This window comes from Rhodococcus erythropolis R138 (genome assembly GCF_000696675.2).
In the GTDB taxonomy this organism is placed as follows: Bacteria; Actinomycetota; Actinomycetes; order Mycobacteriales; family Mycobacteriaceae; genus Rhodococcus_F; species Rhodococcus_F erythropolis.
Map to the genome: position 1 here is coordinate 1,406,114 of NZ_CP007255.1, position 19,302 is coordinate 1,425,415.

Here is a 19,302-nt window from a genome sequence, read left to right on the forward strand (position 1 = left end):
GTCACACGCGCAGGCTCAGTGGGAGCCCGGCGGTCATCAGGACCACGGACTCCGATTCACTGGCGATTCGGCTGTTCACCAGACCGAGTAGATCGCGGAACAGCCTCCCGGACTTCGTGTCCGGGACGACGCCGCTTCCCACTTCGTTCGTGACGGCGACAATCGGAACCGGACAGGCGGTCCAGGCGTCGGCTAACCGGTCGATATCTGCGTGGACGGCGCTGAGATCTTTTGTCGCCCACGCCTGGTGTCGGTCCAGACGTGCGGTCAACCACGTGCCGAGGCAATCGAGCAGGATCGGTGTTGTTGCGGCCGCGAAAATCTCGGTCACGTCGGAGGTCTCTACCGTCGTCCACGTCGACGGCCTCCGCGCGCGATGCGACGCAATTCGTTCGATCCAGTCGGGATCGTCGTCCTGCGGATCCCCCGTGGCGATGTACGTGACGTTCCGGTAGCCGGCAAGCAGGCCCTCCGCGTAAGTGGACTTGCCCGAGCGGGCGCCACCGGTGACCAGAGTTCGATGGCTCTGTCCTACCCCGATCTCGAGCACAGCTCCATCCGGAACCGCTCGCGCCCCGGAAAAGCGAAGTGCTTCCGAGAGTTCGTTTTCGACTGGGTTGTGGTGCCCGAGGTGTACGGCGACCACATCGGTTCGATCGGTGATCGCGGTGCAATTGCGTAGTCGGGTCACCGTCTCCGCGAAACTCGGCAGATCATGGTGCCCGGTGCCGTGGTCAGTTTTGTAGCCGAAGGTCTCTTCGAGAAAGACGGCGTCGAAACGGGCGTCGGCAAGGGCGTCGACTGTGGATTCGGGCAGAGGCCCGGTGTCGGTGGCCCAGAAGATTCGGGTTCCGGATGCGTCGGTGATGTCGTAGAGAAGGGTGGGTACTTCGTGCGCGGCTTCGAGTGCGCGAACACGATAGGTGCCCAACATGATCGACTGGCCGGTCTCGAGCGGTGTGAAAGTCACCGAGTCATCCGGGCCCACCCAGTCTCGGCAGAGAGCGAGCGCGTCGGGTGGTCCGAGAACCTGTAGTGGTTCGGTGCGCGATGCCCAGGACCGGAACAGCAATGCCATCGGGCCGAGGTGATCGGGATGAGAATGCGTCAGCAGGATGTGTTCGACGTGTGCCAGCGTGCGACCGAATCGCGATGCGGCACGCGGTACTTCGGGTCCACAGTCTAACAGAATTCTGTTGTCCACCAGGGCGGCAGTGTGCCCGCGAATGGTTTCACTCGACAGGGCAGCCAGGCAGGAAGGGCAAGTACAGAACGGGTTCGGCCAACCGTCGGCAGCACCGGTGCCGAGCATCACCAATTCCATCAGCGGGTGCCTTCCTGCCGAATCGGAACAACTATGGGACCGCTGGGCCGGTCCAGGATTTCGACCCGGGCGCCGTACACGCGGCCGAGGAGGTCTGCCTCCAGCACCGCTGAGGGAGTGCCGTCGGCAACCACGCTGCCCTTGTCCAGCAGCACGATTCGTCGACCGTACTGACCCGCGAGAGTGAGGTCGTGCATCGCGGCGATGACCGTGATGTTGTCGGCTTCACGCAGTTCCTCCACCAAGTCGAGAACCTGCTGCTGGTGACCGATGTCGAGCGCGCTGGTGGGTTCGTCCAGGAGCAGTACCTGTGGTTCTTGAGCCAGCGCCCGAGCCAGGACCACGCGCTGCAATTCGCCACCGGAAAGTTCGGTGGCTCGTCGATCTGCGAACTCGGTGAGGTCGAGCCTCTCGATCACCGAAGAGATCACCGAACGGTCAGTGGCGGTTTCGGTTCCGAAGCGTCGTAGATAGGGAGTGCGGCCGAGCGCAACCAGTTCCTTAACCGTTGAGCCCTCGGGTACTACCGGACGCTGAGGCATCAACGCGACGACGGCGGACATCGCCTTGCGGCTGGAATTGCGAGGACTCAGTCCCCCGACCGAGAGCTCACCGGTAGACGGAATCAATCCAGCGAGGGCATGCATCAAGGTTGTCTTGCCGGCGCCGTTCGGCCCGACCACGGCAACCCAATCGCCGGGTGTCACATCGAGATCGATGCCGTCGACGACGTCTTTGCCGCCGAGGTTCACTCGGAGGTCGCGGCACCGCACTGCGCTGTCGGTCATGCCGAGACCCGGCTGCGGCGCAGAACCAGAAGGAAGAACGGAGCGCCGATCATCGCGGTTACAACGCCGATCGGGAGTTCGGCCGGTGCCATGACCGTGCGGGCGGCAACGTCGGTGAGGACGAGAAACGCCGCTCCGAGCATGAGTGACAGGGGCAGAAGCAGTCGATGCGACGGGCCGACGACCAGTCGAACCGCATGGGGAACAACGATTCCGACAAAGCCGATCAGTCCACTTGCACTCACGACCGCCGCCGTTCCCAGAGTTGCGGCGAGCACCAGTACCAGGCGTGATCTGGCCGGGTCGACGCCGAGGCTGGCGGCTTCGACGTCACCTACGGCCATCACGTCGAGTACGCGTCGGTGTACCAGGATGACGGCAGATGCCAGCGCGACGTACGGCAAGACAACCAGAACTTCCGACCAACCGTCGGTGGATAGTCCGCCGAGCAGCCAGGAATAGACCTCGCGGAGTGAATCGTCGAACCGCTGCTGGACAAAAGTCTGCGCTGCATTCGTGAACGCTGCGACTGCGACACCGGCGAGGATGATGACTACCGCGTTCTGCGGCCCGCCAATGCTTCGGCCGAGCGAATAAGTTGCGAACACGGCCAGCACACCACCGACGAAGGCGGCCATGGGAATTCCGAACATGCCCAGCGCTCCACCCGAAACGATGGCGAGGGTTGCGCCCAGTCCGGCTCCGCTGGAAACGCCGAGGAGATACGGATCTGCCAAGGGATTTCGGAACACGCCCTGGTAGGCGGCACCGGCAACGGCCAACATTGCTCCGACCAACGCGCCCAGTACTACTCGCGGAAGCCGGATCTGCCAGAGAATCGCCTGCTGTGTCGCGGTGAGACCGGAATCGAGGTGGATGCCGGGTATTCCGTCCAGAAGTTCGAGAATGGTTCGGTCAGGCGTCAAACCGGCCGGCCCCACCAGAACACCGATCAGCAAGGCAGCGCACAGAATCAGCGCGGCGCCGAGCAGAACGGCGGTCCGATGTTGGGAGATACCGGCTTTGATCATCGAGTGCTCAGGCCGCGGGAACTTGGGCAACGATGGCCGCGACGGCCTTCACCTGATCGGCGACACGGGGTCCCCACCGGCTGGAGAGGTCCTCGTCGAGCACATGGATCTGGTTGCCGGTAACCGCTTTCATGCCGCTCCACCCGGGCCGAGCGGCGACGGATTCTGCAGTCACTCCGCAGCATTGGGAGTCTGCGAGAAAGATGAGATCGGGATTGGCCTGCACCACGAATTCGGCGGACAGCTGCGGATAGTCGCCCTGCCCCGCGGCGTCGGCGATGCTCTTCATTCCGAACAGCGAGTAGATCTGCCCGACGAAGCTCGAACTCGTGACGGTGTAGAGCGTGGAGTCGAGTTCGTGGAAGTACGTCAGCGGCTGTTGGCGCGCAGGAACACTGGCGACTGCGGCGTCGATGTCCGAGCGCATGGTGTCGACAACTTCGGTGCCCTTGTCCTCGTGGCCGGTGGCCTTCGCGACGCGCTCGATCTGGGCGTAGACGTCGTCGATGCTTGTGGCTGCCGGTAGTAGGAGTGTCGGCACCTTCGCCTTTTGCAGCCCGGAGACAAGATCGTTCATGTCATCCGATGCGATCACCAGATCCGGTGCGTAGCCGAGGATGGCTTCGACGTTCGGTTGAAAGCCCGAGAGATCGGTGACCGGGATACCGGCCGGGTAGTCGGACTGATTGTCGACGGCCTTCACCTGATCGCCCGCGCCGACGGCCCACAGGGTCTCGGTGGCGCTGGGACTGAGTGACACGATCGACTGCGGACGTGACTCGATGGTGATGTCCGTGCCGGAATCCGTGGGACCGGAAACAACAGTCACCGGGAACGAGCCGTCCGAGGCGGCTGTGGTTGCGGGTGCGTCGGACGTCGAGCTACTGCAGGCACCGGCAAGCAGTGCGGTGCTCACCGTCAGTGCTGCAAGTACAGATCTGAATCTACGTGTCGGCCGAGTACTCACAGCCACCCCTCCGCTAGTGGTGAAGGGTCGCGAGCAGCGCGGCCGCGAGGCGAAGCGCCACGAGCGGTCCTTCGTCCGAGAACCATCGTGTCGCCACGAGGCCGGTGACCTGACTCGTTCGCCTCGAGTAGTGACGGGCGAATTCACAGTTGCGTCGACAGTGCCGGGGTTTCACCGAACTTCACACGAGCAGCGTGGCACCCCGGTGAACCGGGGCATCTGCACTTTACAGGGGTCGTCTGGCTTGACCCGGGAGGTCAAGGCAGGGTAAATATCTATTCCACTAATGAACTAGTGAAAGGGTTCGGATGATCGACTTCCGTATCGACCGCCGATCCGGCATTCCCACTTACGTGCAATTGGTCCTTCAGGTGAAGCAGGCGCTCAGGCTCGGTGATCTCCAAGTCGGGGATCGGCTGCCCACAGCCAAGGACGTCGTGGGAGCGCTCGCGATCAACCCGAACACAGTCCTGAAGGCCTACAAGGAACTCGAGCGCGACGGACTTGTCGCCCCGCGGCCCGGATTGGGCACGTTCGTCGTGAAGTCCCTGGCAAAGCCCGGTATGGCGGAAAGCTCTGCGCTACGTCGTGAGTTGGCGCGTTGGGTTGCAGATGCCGTGGCCGCCGGACTCGAGCGCACGGACATCGAAGCATTGGTGAGTTTGGAGCTCGAGAAGACGTTCATCGAATCGGATCCGTCCGGAAAGCAGGGGGAGACATCATGACTGCGCAAGAATCGGCACTGACGATGCAGGACGTGGACAAGCGCTTCGGCAAGAAGAAGGTGCTCGACGCCTGCACATTCGAGGTCGCGACAGGAAGCATCACTGCCCTGGTCGGGGTGAACGGAGCGGGCAAGTCCACACTGATGTCCTTGGCGGTCGGGTTGACGATGCCTGACCACGGTTCGATCTCCGTCCTGGGCAGCACGCCGGATCAGGACGGCATCTGCCCAGGCCTGTCGTACCTCGCTCAGCACAAGCCGCTGTATCCCAAATTCACTGTTGCAGAACTTCTTCGATTCGGCGCATACACCAACGACGAGTGGGATGCGAAGTACGCTCTGGATCTGGTGGAGCGCGCTGGGATTGCTCTCGGTGCAAAGGCGAAGACTCTGTCACCAGGTCAACGAACAAGGGTTGCACTGGCTTTGGCGCTCGGGCGCAGACCGCAGTTGCTTCTTCTCGACGAGCCCTTGGCGGATCTTGATCCCGTGGCGCGGCGGTCCGTCGCGACCACTCTGCTCGAAGACGTTGCCGAGTACGGCACCACGGTTCTGTTGTCGTCACACATCGTCTCCGAATTGGCAGACGTCTCGGATCGACTTCTTCTGCTGGGCGGCGGAAACGCGAGATTGTCCGGTCCGTTGGATGAATTGATCGCTGCCCATTACGTATTGATCGGGGACGGCGATCCTTCGGACGTGGTCGGTGCCGGTGCGGTCATTCATACCGACAAGGGGATGCCGTCGAATTCTCATGTGGTGGAGGGAATCCGTCCGAGCCCTCGGGCCGGCTGGGTGATCGACGACGCAACTCTCGACGACGTGGTGCTCGGGCACCTGAGCGCGGAAACGATGGTGGCGGCATGATCTGGGTTACGTGGCGGCATCACCGGACATCGCTCATTGTGTCATTGGGATTCATCGCAGCTTTGGCTATAGCAGCGATAGTCGGCGGAATCGGAACTCGAAGTAGCTTGGGGGCAGAGGGCCGAGGAACGTACTTCGGGTGTGTCGGGGTCGGATGGGACTGTTGGGCGGATACCGCCGTTACCGGTGTGAACACGATCGCCGCTGCCCTGCCGGTACTACTCGGGGCGTTGGTGGGTGCGACCGTCTTCTCCCGTGACATCGACCAGCAAACGCATGTTCTCGGTCTGACGCAGTCGGTCAGTCGAGCGCGGTGGTTCTGGATGCGAGTTCTTGTTGTCTTTCTTCCGCTCACTGTCGCAGCCGCGATCCTCGGCTTCATTCTCGAGGCCGCGCGGGTCGGGTTCGAGAGTTGGAGCTATGTGGTCAACGTCGGACCCGTTCAGTCGTACGGAATGAGTTCAATGATCTTCCCCCTGTTCAATTCCAGCGGATTAGTCTTGGGTGCATACACTTTCATGGCTCTGGTCGCCGGTGCTGCGGTATCCCTGCTGGTGCGATCACCCATCGCCGCGGTGGCCGTCACCTTGGTCGCCGTCGCAGGTTTGATGGTGGGATTTCAGAATCTGGCACGGCCACACTATGCCGAGCCGACTGTGCTGACACAAGGTATCGACCATGACACTTTCTACGCGACATACGCTATGGATTCCTCGATGGCGTGGATCGTGCGGAGCGGATACACCGATGCCAACGGCAAGCCGGTCGAGATCGACTATCAGGCGTGCACTACCGATGCAGCCGGTAGTGAACATGATCAGCGATCCGACGAGAGCGACGTGGATTTCTATGTTCGCCAGAAAGCCTTCTTGGCCCAACTCGACGCCGAATATCGTGCGTGTGTGCTCGCGCAGGGAGTGGACCACTACGAAACCTGGTACCACTCGGTCGACCAGGTCAGACGATTCCAATTCACGGAAGCTGGACTAGTCCTAATCCTTTCGGGATTGTTCCTCCTGCCGGCGCTCTGGGGCCTACGACGCCTCAAGCCGTGACTCAGCGGGCGACCGGCGCGACCGTCAGCTGGTTGATGTTCGCGCCGGTCATCGAGCAACCCTTGGTGGGGTAGGCAAGGAAGACCGAGTCGTAGCTGTTGGGCGGGTAAACCCTGAGTCCCGCAACGTCGGTCACGCCGCACTGATCTGCCGGGTAGTTCTCGACGTTCGTAGCTCGCACCAAAGACGTTGCGGCAGAGCCAGGGGCAAGGGAGACGAGTGAACCGGATCCGGAGCGGCCGGCGGCAGCACCCACTTCGCTTCCGGACGCTCCCGTGACATAGGAGACGCCGGGGAAACCGTCGAGCGTGCACGTGCGGCCGCCCGTGTTGGTGAAGACCACCGGAAGCTCCACAGAACCGGCGGCGCCACTCGACTCGCCGAGGGTGACGTTCAGTTCCCCGATCGCGCAGCCTTCGGGATTGGGTGCCGTCGAGGTTGTGGTTTGGGTGTGGTCGGTATGGGTCGTCGAAGGTGCGGCAGTACCGGTCTGGGTCGTCGGCGCCGAGGCGCTCGTGGTTGAGGCGGGTGCCGGTGAACTCTCGGCCGTTCCCGTTTCGTCCGAGCCGCAACCGCTGAGAAGGGCGAGAGCAGCAAGTGGAGCCGCCAACAAGCCGACGTTGCGCATGCGGTTCGAATTCATCGCTCTGTACTCCTCAAGCTGGTCGACAACTGGCTCCGGAACATCCGTGTCCGGTATATCCGAATCCGAGGCCGGATGTGCAGAAACGAATCAGGCTCGCCGGTGATCAGGACCTACTTCCCGGATGGATTGCCGCTGCGGATCTAGCATGAGAAATGACCTGTCCGGATCGCGACCACCGGGAGTAGCGCATGTTCACCTTCACCAGCGACGACGGAGTGGTCATTCATGTCCACGAATGGCCCACCGAGCAGGAACCTCGAGGGGTTGTTCAACTCGCGCACGGTATGGGTGAGCACGCAAAACGCTACGCACACGTTGCCGAAGCCCTGAATGCTCGCGGTTTCCACGTCTACGCGGCGGACCACCGCGGCCACGGTGAGAGCATGCACGCCGGCCCAGGCAACATCGGCGACGACGGCTGGAACCGCTTGGTGGCAGACATGGTGACCCTCACGGGCATCATCCGCGACAAACGCCCCGGCCTGCCCGTCGTACTGCTCAGCCACAGCCTCGGTTCGTTCGCTTCGCAGCAGTACATCCTCGATCATTCGCACCTGATCGACGCCGTCGCACTGTCGGGGACTACCGCGGTCGATCAACTGATCGAGAGCCTCGTCAACGACGGCCCGGACGTCCTCGCCCAGTTCAACGCCGAATTCGAACCGGCCCGAACTCCGCACGACTGGCTCAGTCGTGACGAAGCGCAGGTGGATTTGTACATCAACGATCCGCTGTGCGGTTTCAGCCTGGACGACGCCGGCATGGGCGGACTTATCGCAGCGGGACCGAGGTTCGTCGACGTCGAGGGTGTGCGACAAGACCTTCCGATCCTGGTCTTCGTCGGCACCTCGGATCCTCTCAACGCCGCGCTGAGCCGTACCGACGTCGCAGTCGAACGGTACAACTCGGCGGGGATCGAAGACGTCACCTATTACACCTATCCGGGCGCCAGGCACGAGATCTTCAACGAGACCAACCGCGACGACGTCATCAATGATCTGACGACGTGGATGGACCGCGTACTCGAAGCGTGACCGCCTCACCGGAAGGGGAACACGATGTCCACAGTTCCGGCCGCACGACCCGATCCAGACCCGCGAGATGTCAAGCGCTGGAGACGATACCTCGCCGACGAACAAGCCGAGGCCGCCGTCTACCGCGACCTCGCGAGTAGGCGCAGCGGCGAGGAACGCGAAATCCTTCTCGCCCTGGCCGACGCGGAGGGCCGACACGAGGCGCACTGGCGAGCGCTTCTCGGCGATCACGTCGGCAAACCACTACGCGGCGATATCCGCACTCGGATACTGGGCTTTCTGGCCAGGCGCTTTGGCTCCGTGTTCGTGCTCGCTCTTGCCCAGCGCGCGGAAACACGATCCCCCTATCCGAACGATGCCGACGCGACCGCATCGATGGGCGCGGACGAGAAGATCCACGAAGAAGTGGTGCGGGCCTTGGCCACTCGAGGTCGGAACAGACTTTCGGGGACGTTTCGTGCCGCCGTCTTCGGAGCCAACGACGGCCTCGTCAGCAATCTCGCTCTCGTGCTCGGCATCAGCGGTAGCGGCGTCTCCAACCAGATCGTTCTGATCACCGGCATGGCCGGGCTTCTGGCCGGCGCCCTGTCGATGGGAGCCGGCGAGTACGTTTCAGTCCGCTCGCAGCGAGAGTTGTTGGAAGCGTCCAATCCTGGTCCGGCTGCCAGCGAAGCTGTCGGCCTGCTCGACGTCGACGCCAACGAATTGTCCCTGGTCTACCGGGCCCGCGGCATGTCCGCCGAGGAAGCGGACCAGCGCGCCGCCGAGGTCCTCGCGAACAGCACCTTCGGCGCCGCGGACGTTGTCGACGACCATGAAGCCGTCGGAACCGGATTGGGCGCAGCGGCGGCAAGCTTCTGCTTCTTCGCCTCGGGCGCCATCATTCCGGTGCTGCCGTATCTGTTCGGCCTGGAAGGCATGACGGCTCTGATCGTCGCATCTGTTCTCGTGGGGATCGCGTTGCTGACCACCGGCGTTGTGGTCGGGTTGCTGTCGGGCGGGCCGCCATTCAAGCGGGCGCTACGCCAACTTGCGATCGGCTACGGCGCTGCCGGCGCAACGTATCTGCTCGGCATGTTGTTCGGGACCTCGCTCTGAGCGTCGGCTCATGCGCGTAGGGCGGGATCGCGGTGAGCGGGATCTATCCGGACCGGAATTTGGCACACCACGGCCTCGGTGTGTTTGCGCAGTGCATGAGCGATCTCATCGGTCCGTTGGCTCGGGAGGAATCGGTGCCATCTGGTCGCCGGGTCGATGGTGGCGACGACAACAAAGGTTTCCCGGTGGGGGAAGTGTGTGCGGATGTATCGAGCGAGGGTGTTCCCCACGGAGTTCTCGGTGTCCTCGATGACGATCAAACGCGAATTCGGGTGTCGGGCTTGCCATCGGCGGGTGAAGTCCGTCGTCGATTCGTGGGCCAGGCAGACTCGAATTGCGATGGGCTGCGAGGACATTGCCGTTGCCGCGGCCATCGCGCGGGTGGAGAGCGACGTAATTTCGGACACGGGTACTAGGACCGCTGGTTTGTATCCGATAGACAGAGAATCGTTCTCACCCTGAACGGTTAACCGAGTACCGATATGTGTGTACGCACCGCGGATGCGTTCCATGCCGAGGACGAGCGCAGGGAGCGCGAGAGCGATCAACCAGGCGCCCTCGGTGAACTTCATGGCGGTAGTCACCACTGCTGCGATCGAAGTCAACGCAGCCCCGAAACCGTTGAGCGCTAGGCGCCACTTCCAGCCCGGCGTCTGTTCGGCGAGCCAGTGGCGCACCATGCCGAACTGCGCGAGCGTGAATCCGATGAACACACCGATGGCGAACAGCGGCACCAAGGTGTTCATGTTTCCGCCGGATCCGATGAGCAGGAGTGCACCGATGCCTCCGAGCGACAAGACGCCGTACGTGAAGACGTCGCGCGTCGACTTCCGGCTGAAGCGGTGCGGGAGCACGTTGTCGTCGGCGAGGATCCGCATCAGGTTGGGAAGTCCGCCGTACGAGGTGTTCGCGGCCAACGCCAACAGAATCACGGTGGAGAATTGGACGACGTAGTAGCCCACACCATTTCCGAGGGCAGCGGAAGTGAGTTGCGACAGGACCGTTGTTCCAGGGACCGGTGCGAGTGAGAACTTCTCGATCAACACGGCAAGGCCGATCAGCATGGTGCCCAACAGGATTCCCAGAGCTACTTCGGCACGCTGAGCGCTACGCACGCGAGGCTTCTTGAAGCTGGGTACCGCGTTGGCGATGGCTTCGACTCCGGTCAATGCGGCGCAACCACTCGAAAAGGCTTTGAGCAGAAGGAGAATGCCGATCGTGTGTGCGTTGTCGGCGAGGAAGGGAGCCGTGGCGGCGGCAGGGTTTTCCCGAAGTAGTCCGGCACCGATCACCGTGAAGATGCTGACGACAAAAACCACGGTGGGCAACATGAATACCCGCGCGGAATCTGCGATGCCCCGCAGATTCAGTGCCGTGATGCCGCCGAGTATCGCCAGTGCGATCCAGACCGTGTAGGGAAGAAGCGCAGGGAAGGCGGAGGTCAGAGCCGCGACACCGGCTGCGATCGACACTGCGACGTTGAGGGTGTAGTCGACGATCAACGATGCGGCAGCGGTCAGGCTTGCGCGCGGGCTCAGATGCTTCTTCGCGACGGCGTATGCGCCACCGCCTTCGGGAAATGCGGCGATCACCTGGCGATACGACGCCACGAGGACCACAAGCAGCACGGCGATGGCGATCGTCACCGGCACGGTGAAGCCGATCCCCGCGCCGCCGGCGAGGGCCAACACCAACACGATGGCCTCTGGACCGTACGACACCGAGGCCATCGCGTCGAGCGACAGACCCGCCAGTCCGGTTGCGACGGAGAGCTTTTGCTTCTCAGGTTCGCCGCCGGCGCGGGTGGTCGACGATATGACTCCACGGTGTCCGAGTATCACTGCATGTCTCACCGAGTCAGTATCGTCATTTCCCGTAGCTCTGAGACTGATCTTGACGATGCCTTGACGCGATCACCAACAAATCTGTACGGGTTCACAACGGCGGTTCGAGTCGCGGGAAGCCTTGTGACAGCTGATCAATCCAGCGGGCGCGCATGGCGAGAATATCGCGGTTCCGAGACTCCGATTGGGCGGCGACGTGCGAAAGTAGGTCGCGAAGTCGGCCCAAAACGAGTGGTGAGTTCGATGCCGAGGCTATGACGTCGTCCAGTCCGGTTCTGACGAAGGTCGTGAAGTCGGGTAGCGGAATCACCACACGCAGATCACCACGCTCGTCGACGACCCGGATCGAATCTGCGCGCACGGAGGCCACCAGAGAGAGGAGGTCCTCGATCTCGTCCAGAGCCTGCACGGCCGTCGCAGGATCGTTGATAGCGGGTGAGAGCGCTCTGAGCGCGATGTCAGCCAACAACCGAATCGCGAGTAGGGGGTCCTGGGTGAAGGTTCGCTCACTCCCACTGACCAAGGCGTCAAGAATCGTGTTGGCGGGCATGGGTCCGCCGTAGACGTCGGCGAGCGGCAATCCGTTTCGCAGCGTGCTACCCGGCGACACTCGGAGGACCACCATGGATCGGCAGGATCGAGCGCTCTGCAGCAGATCTTCGACGAGGATCTGCTGCAGAACGGCTGGCGGTCGATGCCACTCGATAGTCGTGATCACCGGAAGTGTTGGTAGAGGAGGCAACTCCAGATCGGTGGCGGGGTACACGGCGGCGAAGACTGCTCGGCCACGACTCGAGATCGAGGTCAGTACAGGAGCCAACTGGATGGCCGAGAATGCGCGCAGCTGGAGCAGCCTGATCAGCGTCAGCGTGGCCAAGAGTGCCAGCACTGCGAGACTTGGCACGACCACGGACACATCCGTTTCGTTACTGATGGCGAGCGCTGCAGTGATGTCGAAAACCGACTGGCCTATGGCGAAGGCAAACGTTCGCCACACGATGGGGTCGTCGCGGAACAACAACAAGCGAGGAGTGAAGGTGGTCGCGGCCCACTGGACGACAAGGAACAGTAGCGAGAAGATCACTGCGACTACACCCAGTAACCCCAGCCCGAGTGCAACGAGCATCTCGCTGACCTGACGGGCGGGAATCATTGGGCCGCTGCGTAAATATGGCATCGCCAGTCCGGCAGCCAGTCCTACGACGACGCACAGGATCTGGGTCAGGCCGGCACGCACACGGCGCCGGGGGACGAGGAAGGCATGCCCGATCGGGGTGGGAGCGAAACGTCCGGGCTGATCCACCCTTCAAGCCTCCACGCTGCGGCAATGGTGCGCCTTCACCCGAAACGGATGATGTCGACGTCGTCGTGATCCTGAAACGCTTGAAAGGCCCATGTGAGAGACAGAAGGCGAGACGTCATGACGGATCCGACAGGCCAGAGCCGCGCTGTACTACCGATTCCGGATCGACAACATCTTGGTCTGGTGACGTACGACGCGAAGGATCCGGACACGGAGTTTCCGCCGATCACTCCGCTACTGCCGCCGGCCGGGGCACCCAATGTTCTGGTGGTCCTGTTGGACGACGTGGGATATGGCGCGAGCAGTGCCTTCGGCGGACCAGCGGACACACCGACTGCTGAGCGATTGCAAAGTAGTGGGCTCACGTACACGCGGTTTCACACGACTGCGCTGTGCGCACCGACCCGCGCCGCACTGCTGAGTGGGCGCAACCACCATTCGGTCGGTATGGGCTCGGTCACCGAAACCGCGACCTCGGCTCCTGGACTTTCCGGTCTGCGCCCGAATACCAAAGCCGCACTGCCGATGACGTTGAAACTGAACGGATACTCGACGGCGCAGTTCGGCAAGTGCCACGAGGTACCGCCGTGGCAGACATCCCCGGTGGGGCCGTTCACATCGTGGCCGACGGGAGAAGGCGGATTCGAGCACTTCTACGGATTCATCGGCGGGGAGAACAACCAGTACTACCCGGCGCTGTACGAGGGTGTCGCGCCCGTGGAGGCGGACAAGACACCGGAGGAGGGTTACCACCTCACCGAGGACCTGGCCGATCACGCCATCGACTGGGTTCGGATGCAGAAGTCATTGGCTCCGGACAAGCCGTTCTTCGTCTACTTTGCACCCGGCGCCACACATGCACCGCACCATGTTCCGAAGGAGTGGGCAGACAAGTACGAGGGCCGGTTCGCAGGAGGTTGGGACGCGCAACGCGAATCGATTCTCGAGCAGCAGAAGCAGCGGGGAGTCGTCCCCGCGGATGCGGTCCTCACCCCGCGCCCCGAGGCCATTCCGGCGTGGGAGGACATGAGTGAGGAGATGAAGCCTGTCCTCGAACGCCAAATGGAAGTTTATGCAGGGTTTCTCGAACACACCGATTTCCATGTCGGCCGGCTTGTCGATGCGATCGAGGAACTCGGAGCTCTCGACAACACCCTCGTGTACTACATCATCGGCGACAACGGAGCGTCCGCAGAGGGGACGATCAACGGAGCCTTCAACGAGATGGCCAACTTCAACGGACTCGCCGCCATCGAAACACCCGAGTTCATGGCGGAAGTGAAAGACAAGTTCGGTACCAAGGACGCGTACAACCACTACTCCGTGGGGTGGGCATGGGCAATGTGCACGCCGTACCAGTGGACGAAACAGGTTGCCTCGCATTGGGGTGGCACTCGCAACGGAACGATCGTGCACTGGCCGGCGGGGATTCGGACCAAGGGTGAGACGCGGTCGCAATTCACCCACGTCATCGACGTCGCACCAACGATCCTCGAGGTCGCGAAACTGCCGGAACCGACCTTCGTCAACGGCGTCCAACAATCACCGATCGAGGGGACCAGCATGGTCTACACCTTCGACGACGCCGAAGCCGCCGAACGTCACGATCTGCAGTACTTCGAGATGGCCGGCAATCGCGGTATCTATTACAAGGGTTGGAGTGCGGTCACCAGACACAGCACTCCGTGGCTGTTCGCGGAGGCACTCCCCGCTCTCGACGACGACGTGTGGGAGCTCTACGACGGGTCGCAGGATTGGACGCAGTCCAAGGATTTGGCGGCCGAGTTGCCGGAGAAACTCGCTGCACTGCAACGCTTGTGGTTGATCGAAGCAGTCAAGTACAACGTGCTTCCGATCGACGACCGAAGATTCGAGAGGTTCAACCCTCACATCGCGGGGCGTCCGCAGTTGGTGTCCGGGAACCGACAGGTTCTGTTTCCCGGAATGAAACGGCTGAGCGAGCACAGCGTGCTGAGTATCAAGAATCGATCGTTCAGTGTCACAGCAGCAGTCGACATCGCGGATGGCATTGCTGCCAACGGTGTGATGATCGCGCAGGGCGGCAGGTTCGGCGGCTGGGCACTTTACGCGCGGGAAGGTCGCGCCAAATTCGTCTACAACCTGCTCGGCATGACCGAGTTCGTCGTCGGGTCCGACGTTGACATTCCGGCAGGATCACATCAGATCAGAGTTGAGTTCGCCTACGACGGCGGTGGTCTCGCGAGGGGCGGCGGTGTCACGATCTATCACGACGGTCACGAAGTGGGTTCGGGTCGCGTCGAGCAGACCCAACCGATGGTCTTCTCGGCGGACGAGACCACCGACATCGGTGACGATTACGGCATGCCTGTCAGTGTCGACTACAGTGGCGCAACCACATTCAACGGCCGTATCGAGGTAGTGCAGATCGACGTCGGCGACGATGACCATACCCACCTGATCGACCCGGAGGAGGTGGCGCGAGTGGCGTTGTCCAGACAGTGATTCCACTGACAAGAGCAGCAGTCACAATCTCCTGAGGGAGGGTCGCAATGCCGACCGTCATCCGTACTGTTCACGATCTGGTCCGCCACGCGCGCGGGCCGACGCACCATCACCACCATCAATCCGTGCACGAGGCACGGCGAATGCGCGCCCACCACATACTGGTCACGCATTCGCTCGCCTGATTTCGGGGCTACAGGTCGCGCGCCAGTGCTCGTCCGGCTGCGCGGCCGGAGAAGATGCAGCCACCGAGGAAGGTCCCTTCGAGCGCGCTGTAACCGTGGACTCCGCCGCCGCCGAAGCCCGCGACCTCACCGGCTGCGTACAGGCCGTCGAAGACACTGCCGTCGGCCTTGACGACCTGTGAATCCAGGTTGGTTTCCAAGCCGCCGAGGGTCTTGCGGGTGAGCAGGTGCAACCGGACCGCGATCAGTGGGCCGTTCTTGGGGTCCAGGATCTTGTGCGGTGCAACGACACGCACGATCTTGTCTGCCAACAGATTACGGGCCCCGTGGATGGCGGTGACCTGGAAGTCCTTGCTGTACTTGTTGTCGACTTCGCGGTCGCGGGCGATCATCTCGCGCTCGATGTCCTCGTAGTCGAGAAGCGGTTCGTCGGTGAGGGCGTTCATACCGTCGACCAGATCACGAAGGTTGTTGCGCACCACGAAGTCTGCGCCCTTCTGCTTGAACGCCTCGACTGGTCCCGGCGCGCCCTTCTTGATTCGTTCGAGGAGGAGCTTGAAGTCGCGGTTGGTGAAGTCGGGGTTCTGTTCCGATCCCGAGAGTGCGAACTCCTTCTCGATGATCTTCTGATCGAGGATGAACCACGTGTACTCGTGGCCGCTGTCGAGGATGTACTTGAAGGTTCCCATCGTGTCGAAGCCGGGGAAGTTGGGGACCGGCAGACGCTTGCCGGTGGCGTCGAACCACATCGAGGACGGTCCGGGGATGATTCGGATTCCGTGGTTGGGCCAGATGGGATTCCAGTTCTGGATGCCTTCGGTGTAGTGCCACATGCGGTCGCGGTTCACGATGTTTCCGCCCGCGGATTCGGTGATTTCGAGCATACGTCCGTCGACGTGTGCAGGTACTCCCGTCAGCATGTGCTTCGGTGCCTTGCCGAGTCGCTCGGGCCAGTTCTTCTTCACCAGTTCGTAGTTGCCGCCGATTCCACCGGAGGTGACCACGACGGCCTGTGCAGCGAACTCGAATTCGCCGATGGGGGTGCGCGAACTCTTCACGCCGCGCAGATCACTGGAAGGTTCGAGGACGGTTCCGCGGACACCGGTGACCGCACCGTCGGTGACGACGAGTTGATCGACTTGGTGGCGGTGCTTGAACGTGACCAGTCCACGCTTCTGAGCGGCGATCACCTTGGTCAGGAAGACATCGACCACGCCGGGGCCGGTTCCCCAGGTGAGGTGGAATCGCGGTACCGAATTGCCGTGTCCAAGAGCCATTCCGCGGCCACGTTCGGCCCAGCCGACATTCGGCATCAGACGGAGCCCCAGATCGTGCAGGTACTGACGCTTGTCGCCGGCCGCGAACTCGACGTACGCCTTGGCCCACTGGCGAGGCCAGTGATCTTCGCGCTCACGGTCGAATCCGGCAGTGCCCATCCAGTCCTGCATTGCCAACTCGAGAGAGTCCTTGATGCCGAGTCGGCGTTGCTCGGGGCTGTTCACGAGGAAGAGTCCGCCGAGCGACCAGAATGCCTGCGCGCCGAGGTTGGCTGCGTTCTCCTGTTCCACGACAAGGACTTTGCGGCCGGCGCGTGTCAGTTCGTAGGTGGCGACCAGTCCCGCCAGCCCTGCCCCGACAACGATGACGTCAGCTTGTTCGCTCACGACAGCTCCTCTTTCGATTGGTTGTTCTGGATTATTTCGCTGTAGGACAGCAGGATTCGAGTGAAGATATCGCGGCGCAGTGCGAAGGCGGCGTTGGTGTCGGTGTCGACGAGACACTGCACGCTGGTGCCGTCGTGCACTGCGACCAATGCCCGTCCCAACGCAGTCGGGTCGCCGACGATTGTTCGCCCGACGTCGCTGAGTGCGGACTCCACAATGGGCAAAAGGGTGCGAAGGATCGCGTCTTCACGGTCGGCAAGGGCTTTGCGAAGTGCCGGGTTGCGGAGCGCGTGAGCGGTGAATTCCGCGTTGATCCGGTACCACTGCGGGTCGACCGGAACCACCGCCACGATCCGGGCGACAGCGGCATGGATGTCGACGGTGTTGCCGGCGGTGATCGACTCCGTCGCCAACCGCAGATCGGCGAGCATAGCTGCAGATCGTTGCTCCCACATCGCGAAGAACAGTTCGTCGAGTGAATCGAAGTTGGAGTAGAACGCGCCTCGGGAGTAACCGCCGCGTTCGCAGATCTGCTCGACCGTGGCGTGCCCGAACCCCGATTCAGAGAAGGCGTCCGCAGCCGCGTCGAGCAGGCGCTGCCTGGTTTGACCACGGCGTTTGGTGACACGCTTGGCCGGCGAGTTGTCCGTTCCAGTCGTCATCGGCGCCTCCGTCGGGGTGGAACCCAAACGATACACCGATGTATCCGATGCGAAGACGTATCTCGATTAGATCTTCTTGGCTGGTGTTTCTATCTATATCTAGCAAATATGCAAGATAGGAAGATATTTGTATGACGACAGCTACAAGTGCAGATCACGCTTCCTGATCGCTGCAGTGGCGACGACGCTGATCGCCGAGGTGGCCACGAGATATCCACATGCCAGCCACGGTGAACCGCCACTGGCGCCGATCAGTGCCGTCAGAATCAGAGGTGTGACGCCGGAGGCGTAGATACCAGAGAACTGGTAGACGACCGACAACCCGGTGTACCGGATTTCTGTGGGGTAGAGGCTCGCATACAGGGTTCCCTGGGCACCGTAGAACAAGGCATGAATCACTCCGAAGACCACGACCATCGCGACTCCGAAGAGCAGGAGATTCTCAGTACCGAACAGTGCGAAGGCGGGGAAGATCGCGAGGCCGTACGCGGCGATGCCCACGATGTAGACCCGTTGCGGGCCGAACCGATCGGTGAGTAAACCGGAAAACGGCAGCAAGATCGCCATCACTACTGCGGCCACGGTGACCACAAGAAGTACGGGAACCTTTTCGAAATGCAGAGTCTTGGTTGCATACGTGATTGCGAAGACGCCCCAGGTGTTGAACGCGGCGCCCTCGCCCCAGCGAGACAACATGCCCAGTACGGTGTTTCGCGCGGCTTTTCCTTGAAAGACTTCCCTGAGCGGGGCGGACGAGCGCTGTTCGAGGTCGCGAACGGCCTGAAAGGCGGGCGTCTCGTCCACCTTCAAGCGGACCACCAACCCCACGATCACGAGCACCAGGCTCAGGACGAAGGCGATGCGCCAGCCGAAACGGAGAAACTGGTCGTCGTCGAAGACTGTTTGAAGCAGCGCGAACATTCCTGTGCCCAAGGCCAACCCGAGAGCCAATCCGATCTGCGGGATGCTGCCGAACAGTCCACGCTTCTTCTCCGGACTGTGTTCGACTGCCAAGAGAACAGCTCCGGCCCACTCGCCACCGAGAGCGAATCCCTGCAGGATACGAAGCAGCAGAAGCAGAATCGGTGCAACGACTCCGATCTGAGCGGCGGTCGGAAGAACGCCCATCAGCGCCGTCGCGATACCCATGATGAACATCGTGAGAGCAAGCGTCTTCTTGCGCCCGATGCGATCGCCGATGTGACCGAACACCACTCCACCGATGGGGCGAACGAGAAAGCCGACTGCGAAGGTCGCAAAAGAGAGCATGGTCCCGACGAACGAACTCTGGTTCGGGAAGAACAGTTGGTTGAAGACCAGACTCGCTGCCGTTGCGTAGAGGAAGAAATCGTACCACTCGACCGTCGTGCCGAGCAGGCTCGCGGCGACGACGGTTCTCAATCTGGATCGCCGCTCGTCGTCGGTCTCGTTCGAGAACGGTGAATTGTGCTCGACTTCGGCAAACGTGGTCATCGGAGCCCCCGGGTCGCGGTGCAAATTCACGAAGGTATCGCCGGCGCCGAAAGTGGGCACCCCTAGCGATCAGGGTGATTTCAACCCTGTTCTTCGAGGTGGACTGTGGTTGTAATGACAGAAGAGTTCTGCCTGTACGTCGACGAAAGGAAT

General features: G+C 62.0%; 17 protein-coding genes. 7 read left to right on the forward strand and 10 right to left on the reverse strand.

The annotated features are described in order from the left end of the window. Position 1: 1 nt before the first annotated feature. Genes H351_RS06505 through H351_RS06520 form a run of 4 tightly spaced genes read right to left on the reverse strand, consistent with a single transcriptional unit; the run spans position 2 to position 4,110 of the window. Complete coding sequence (locus H351_RS06505; RefSeq protein WP_029256399.1) at positions 2-1,324, reverse strand: bifunctional adenosylcobinamide kinase/adenosylcobinamide-phosphate guanylyltransferase; 1,323 nt, start codon at positions 1,322-1,324, stop codon at positions 2-4. Beyond that, positions 1,324-2,112, reverse strand: coding sequence for an ABC transporter ATP-binding protein (locus H351_RS06510; RefSeq protein WP_020970985.1), 789 nt, complete (start codon positions 2,110-2,112; stop codon positions 1,324-1,326). Before H351_RS06510 ends, H351_RS06505 begins: the two co-directional genes overlap by 1 nt. Continuing rightward, a complete protein-coding gene (locus tag H351_RS06515; protein WP_019745569.1) occupies positions 2,109-3,143 on the reverse strand; it encodes a FecCD family ABC transporter permease in 1,035 nt (344 codons plus the stop codon). The genes H351_RS06510 and H351_RS06515 overlap by 4 nt, the downstream gene beginning before the upstream one ends. A gap of 7 nt (positions 3,144-3,150) precedes the next feature. Beyond that, positions 3,151-4,110 (reverse strand): ABC transporter substrate-binding protein, encoded by a 960-nt coding sequence (locus H351_RS06520; protein WP_029256398.1) that lies wholly within the window; start codon positions 4,108-4,110, stop codon positions 3,151-3,153. A 308-nt stretch (positions 4,111-4,418) separates the two neighbouring features. Between H351_RS06520 and H351_RS06525 the strand changes: the two genes are divergently transcribed. Genes H351_RS06525 through H351_RS06535 form a run of 3 tightly spaced genes read left to right on the forward strand, consistent with a single transcriptional unit; the run spans position 4,419 to position 6,756 of the window. After that, positions 4,419-4,835, forward strand: a complete 417-nt coding sequence (locus H351_RS06525; RefSeq protein ID WP_007729675.1) for a GntR family transcriptional regulator — start codon at positions 4,419-4,421, stop codon at positions 4,833-4,835. After that, complete coding sequence (locus H351_RS06530) at positions 4,832-5,701, forward strand: ABC transporter ATP-binding protein (RefSeq protein ID WP_029256397.1); 870 nt, start codon at positions 4,832-4,834, stop codon at positions 5,699-5,701. Before H351_RS06525 ends, H351_RS06530 begins: the two co-directional genes overlap by 4 nt. Beyond that, the gene (locus H351_RS06535) at positions 5,698-6,756 is read left to right on the forward strand and encodes a hypothetical protein (RefSeq protein ID WP_020909333.1); all 1,059 of its coding nucleotides are present in this window, start codon (positions 5,698-5,700) and stop codon (positions 6,754-6,756) included. Before H351_RS06530 ends, H351_RS06535 begins: the two co-directional genes overlap by 4 nt. 1 nt (position 6,757) lies before the next feature. Here the strand turns inward: H351_RS06535 and H351_RS06540 are convergent, their stop codons facing one another. Next, complete coding sequence (locus H351_RS06540) at positions 6,758-7,399, reverse strand: DUF4232 domain-containing protein (RefSeq protein ID WP_029256395.1); 642 nt, start codon at positions 7,397-7,399, stop codon at positions 6,758-6,760. 191 nt (positions 7,400-7,590) lie between these two features. Here H351_RS06540 and H351_RS06545 point away from each other — a divergent pair, with 191 nt between their 5' ends. Both H351_RS06545 and H351_RS06550 read left to right on the forward strand, forming a co-directional pair. Continuing rightward, positions 7,591-8,436, forward strand: coding sequence for an alpha/beta hydrolase (locus H351_RS06545; RefSeq protein ID WP_029256394.1), 846 nt, complete (start codon positions 7,591-7,593; stop codon positions 8,434-8,436). 24 nt (positions 8,437-8,460) lie between these two features. Then, complete coding sequence (locus H351_RS06550) at positions 8,461-9,534, forward strand: VIT1/CCC1 transporter family protein (protein WP_020909330.1); 1,074 nt, start codon at positions 8,461-8,463, stop codon at positions 9,532-9,534. Between the two features lie 8 nt (positions 9,535-9,542). Here H351_RS06550 and H351_RS06555 read toward each other — a convergent pair whose 3' ends face one another. After that, complete coding sequence (locus tag H351_RS06555) at positions 9,543-11,375, reverse strand: APC family permease (protein ID WP_029256393.1); 1,833 nt, start codon at positions 11,373-11,375, stop codon at positions 9,543-9,545. A gap of 94 nt (positions 11,376-11,469) precedes the next feature. After that, positions 11,470-12,681: a DUF2254 family protein gene (locus H351_RS06560; RefSeq protein WP_029256392.1), complete on the reverse strand. Its 1,212-nt coding sequence runs from the start codon at positions 12,679-12,681 to the stop codon at positions 11,470-11,472. A 117-nt stretch (positions 12,682-12,798) separates the two neighbouring features. Here H351_RS06560 and H351_RS06565 point away from each other — a divergent pair, with 117 nt between their 5' ends. Next, the gene (locus H351_RS06565) at positions 12,799-15,165 is read left to right on the forward strand and encodes an arylsulfatase (protein ID WP_029256391.1); all 2,367 of its coding nucleotides are present in this window, start codon (positions 12,799-12,801) and stop codon (positions 15,163-15,165) included. Positions 15,166-15,212: 47 nt separating this feature from the next. After that, positions 15,213-15,350 (forward strand): hypothetical protein, encoded by a 138-nt coding sequence (locus H351_RS32075; RefSeq protein WP_153211511.1) that lies wholly within the window; start codon positions 15,213-15,215, stop codon positions 15,348-15,350. Between the two features lie 8 nt (positions 15,351-15,358). Here the strand turns inward: H351_RS32075 and H351_RS06570 are convergent, their stop codons facing one another. The 3 genes from H351_RS06570 to H351_RS06580 all read right to left on the reverse strand — a co-directional run bounded on the left by H351_RS06570 (position 15,359) and on the right by H351_RS06580 (position 19,149). Next, positions 15,359-17,014, reverse strand: a complete 1,656-nt coding sequence (locus H351_RS06570; protein ID WP_029256390.1) for an FAD-binding dehydrogenase — start codon at positions 17,012-17,014, stop codon at positions 15,359-15,361. Next, complete coding sequence (locus tag H351_RS06575; protein WP_020909325.1) at positions 17,011-17,676, reverse strand: TetR/AcrR family transcriptional regulator; 666 nt, start codon at positions 17,674-17,676, stop codon at positions 17,011-17,013. Before H351_RS06575 ends, H351_RS06570 begins: the two co-directional genes overlap by 4 nt. 141 nt (positions 17,677-17,817) lie before the next feature. After that, positions 17,818-19,149, reverse strand: coding sequence for an MFS transporter (locus H351_RS06580; protein ID WP_020909324.1), 1,332 nt, complete (start codon positions 19,147-19,149; stop codon positions 17,818-17,820). Positions 19,150-19,302 lie beyond the last annotated feature (153 nt).

Excerpts from the sequence above, each read along its gene's own strand:
- H351_RS06565 (WP_029256391.1), top strand. The coding sequence starts at position 12,799 with ATGACGGATCCGACAGGCCAGAGCCGCGCTGTACTACCGATTCCGGAT.
- H351_RS06515 (WP_019745569.1), bottom strand. The coding sequence starts at position 3,143 with ATGATCAAAGCCGGTATCTCCCAACATCGGACCGCCGTTCTGCTCGGC.
- H351_RS06530 (WP_029256397.1), top strand. The coding sequence starts at position 4,832 with ATGACTGCGCAAGAATCGGCACTGACGATGCAGGACGTGGACAAGCGC.
- H351_RS06525 (WP_007729675.1), top strand. The coding sequence starts at position 4,419 with ATGATCGACTTCCGTATCGACCGCCGATCCGGCATTCCCACTTACGTG.
- H351_RS06550 (WP_020909330.1), top strand. The coding sequence starts at position 8,461 with ATGTCCACAGTTCCGGCCGCACGACCCGATCCAGACCCGCGAGATGTC.
- H351_RS06580 (WP_020909324.1), bottom strand. The coding sequence starts at position 19,149 with ATGACCACGTTTGCCGAAGTCGAGCACAATTCACCGTTCTCGAACGAG.
- H351_RS06510 (WP_020970985.1), bottom strand. The coding sequence starts at position 2,112 with ATGACCGACAGCGCAGTGCGGTGCCGCGACCTCCGAGTGAACCTCGGC.
- H351_RS06505 (WP_029256399.1), bottom strand. The coding sequence starts at position 1,324 with ATGGAATTGGTGATGCTCGGCACCGGTGCTGCCGACGGTTGGCCGAAC.
- H351_RS32075 (WP_153211511.1), top strand. The coding sequence starts at position 15,213 with ATGCCGACCGTCATCCGTACTGTTCACGATCTGGTCCGCCACGCGCGC.
- H351_RS06535 (WP_020909333.1), top strand. The coding sequence starts at position 5,698 with ATGATCTGGGTTACGTGGCGGCATCACCGGACATCGCTCATTGTGTCA.
- H351_RS06540 (WP_029256395.1), bottom strand. The coding sequence starts at position 7,399 with ATGAATTCGAACCGCATGCGCAACGTCGGCTTGTTGGCGGCTCCACTT.
- H351_RS06575 (WP_020909325.1), bottom strand. The coding sequence starts at position 17,676 with ATGACGACTGGAACGGACAACTCGCCGGCCAAGCGTGTCACCAAACGC.
- H351_RS06545 (WP_029256394.1), top strand. The coding sequence starts at position 7,591 with ATGTTCACCTTCACCAGCGACGACGGAGTGGTCATTCATGTCCACGAA.